The 3,271-nt window shown below is 57.4% G+C and carries 1 rRNA gene; it reads left to right on the plus strand.

The window, feature by feature from the left end:
• Positions 1-147: 147 nt before the first annotated feature.
• Positions 148-3,270, plus strand: a 23S ribosomal RNA gene (locus ACWD0A_RS34485).
• Position 3,271 lies beyond the last annotated feature (1 nt).

Consider the following 3,271-nt stretch of genomic DNA (forward strand, 5'->3'; position numbering starts at 1 on the left):
TGTGCCGGGCACGCTGTTGGGTGTCTGAGGGTGCGAGCGTTGCTCGCCCTTCGGGATGCCGGCCCCAGTGAACTCGCCCTGTATCGGGGTGGGGTGGTGGGTGGCTGGTCGTTGCTTGAGAACTGCACAGTGGACGCGAGCATCTGTGGCCAAGTTTTTAAGGGCGCACGGTGGATGCCTTGGCACCAGGAACCGATGAAGGACGTGGGAGGCCACGATAGTCCCCGGGGAGTCGTCAACCAGGCTTTGATCCGGGGGTTTCCGAATGGGGAAACCCGGCAGTCGTCATGGGCTGTCACCCACTGCTGAACACATAGGCAGTGTGGAGGGAACGAGGGGAAGTGAAACATCTCAGTACCCTCAGGAAGAGAAAACAACCGTGATTCCGGGAGTAGTGGCGAGCGAAACCGGATGAGGCCAAACCGTATGCGTGTGATACCCGGCAGGGGTTGCGCATACGGGGTTGTGGGATTTTCCTTTCACGGTCTGCCGGCCGTGAGACGAGTCAGAAACCGTTGATGTAGGCGAAGGACATGCGAAAGGTCCGGCGTAGAGGGTAAGACCCCCGTAGCTGAAACATCAGCGGCTCGTTTGGAGAACACCCAAGTAGCACGGGGCCCGAGAAATCCCGTGTGAATCTGGCGGGACCACCCGCTAAGCCTAAATATTCCCTGGTGACCGATAGCGGATAGTACCGTGAGGGAATGGTGAAAAGTACCGCGGGAGCGGAGTGAAATAGTACCTGAAACCGTGTGCCTACAAGCCGTGGGAGCGTCGGATGCAAGCTTGCTTGTATCTCGTGACTGCGTGCCTTTTGAAGAATGAGCCTGCGAGTTTGCGGTGTGTTGCGAGGTTAACCCGTGTGGGGAAGCCGTAGCGAAAGCGAGTCCGAACAGGGCGACATAGTAGCGCGCTCAAGACCCGAAGCGGAGTGATCTAGCCATGGGCAGGTTGAAGCGGAGGTAAGACTTCGTGGAGGACCGAACCCACCAGGGTTGAAAACCTGGGGGATGACCTGTGGTTAGGGGTGAAAGGCCAATCAAACTCCGTGATAGCTGGTTCTCCCCGAAATGCATTTAGGTGCAGCGTCGTGTGTTTCTTGCCGGAGGTAGAGCACTGGATAGGCGATGGGCCCTACCGGGTTACTGACCTTAGCCAAACTCCGAATGCCGGTAAGTGAGAGCGCGGCAGTGAGACTGTGGGGGATAAGCTCCATGGTCGAGAGGGAAACAGCCCAGAGCATCGACTAAGGCCCCTAAGCGTACGCTAAGTGGGAAAGGATGTGGAGTCGCAGAGACAACCAGGAGGTTGGCTTAGAAGCAGCCACCCTTGAAAGAGTGCGTAATAGCTCACTGGTCAAGTGATTCCGCGCCGACAATGTAGCGGGGCTCAAGCGTACCGCCGAAGTCGTGTCATTGCAGCATGAGGGCCAACGCCCGCTGTGATGGGTAGGGGAGCGTCGTGTGCCGGGTGAAGCAGCCGCGGAAGCGAGTTGTGGACGGTTCACGAGTGAGAATGCAGGCATGAGTAGCGATACACACGTGAGAAACGTGTGCGCCGATTGACTAAGGGTTCCTGGGTCAAGCTGATCTGCCCAGGGTAAGTCGGGACCTAAGGCGAGGCCGACAGGCGTAGTCGATGGACAACCGGTTGATATTCCGGTACCCGCTTTGAAACGCCCAGTACTGAACCCGTTAATGCTAAGGCCGTGAAGCCGCCGGCTGAGTCTTCGGACGAGGTCGGAGTGGTGGAGCCGCTGACCCAAGGCGGTAGTAGGTAAGTGATGGGGTGACGCAGGAAGGTAGTCCAGCCCGGGCGGTGGTTGTCCCGGGGTAAGGGTGTAGGCCGTTGTGCAGGCAAATCCGCACAACATTGAGGCTGAGACCTGATGCCGAGCCGATTGTGGTGAAGTGGATGATCCTATGCTGTCGAGAAAAGCCTCTAGCGAGTTTCATGGCGGCCCGTACCCTAAACCGACTCAGGTGGTCAGGTAGAGAATACCGAGGCGTTCGGGTGAACTATGGTTAAGGAACTCGGCAAAATGCCCCCGTAACTTCGGGAGAAGGGGGGCCATCACCGGTGATCCGATTTACTCGGTGAGCTGGGGGTGGCCGCAGAGACCAGCGAGAAGCGACTGTTTACTAAAAACACAGGTCCGTGCGAAGCCGTAAGGCGATGTATACGGACTGACGCCTGCCCGGTGCTGGAACGTTAAGGGGACCGGTTAGCTGACTTTCGGGTCGGCGAAGCTGAGAACTTAAGCGCCAGTAAACGGCGGTGGTAACTATAACCATCCTAAGGTAGCGAAATTCCTTGTCGGGTAAGTTCCGACCTGCACGAATGGCGTAACGACTTCTCGACTGTCTCAACCATAGGCCCGGTGAAATTGCACTACGAGTAAAGATGCTCGTTTCGCGCAGCAGGACGGAAAGACCCCGGGACCTTTACTACAGTTTGATATTGGTGTTCGGTTCGGCTTGTGTAGGATAGGTGGGAGACTGTGAAGCTTGGACGCCAGTTCAGGTGGAGTCGTCGTTGAAATACCACTCTGGTCGTGCTGGATGTCTAACCTGGGTCCGTGATCCGGATCAGGGACAGTGTCTGATGGGTAGTTTAACTGGGGCGGTTGCCTCCCAAAGGGTAACGGAGGCGCCCAAAGGTTCCCTCAGCCTGGTTGGCAATCAGGTGTTGAGTGTAAGTGCACAAGGGAGCTTGACTGTGAGACCGACGGGTCGAGCAGGGACGAAAGTCGGGACTAGTGATCCGGCGGTGGCTTGTGGAAGCGCCGTCGCTCAACGGATAAAAGGTACCCCGGGGATAACAGGCTGATCTTCCCCAAGAGTCCATATCGACGGGATGGTTTGGCACCTCGATGTCGGCTCGTCGCATCCTGGGGCTGGAGTCGGTCCCAAGGGTTGGGCTGTTCGCCCATTAAAGCGGTACGCGAGCTGGGTTTAGAACGTCGTGAGACAGTTCGGTCCCTATCCGCTGTGCGCGTAGGAGTCTTGAGAAGGGCTGTCCCTAGTACGAGAGGACCGGGACGGACGAACCTCTGGTGTGCCAGTTGTCCTGCCAAGGGCATGGCTGGTTGGCTACGTTCGGAAAGGATAACCGCTGAAAGCATCTAAGCGGGAAGCCTGCTTCGAGATGAGGACTCCCACCTCCTTGAGAGGGTAAGGCTCCCAGTAGACGACTGGGTTGATAGGCCGGATATGGAAGCCAGGTAACTGGTGGAGTTGACCGGTACTAATAGGCCGAGGGCTTGTCCTCA

Source organism: Streptomyces sp. NPDC002867 (assembly GCF_053591895.1).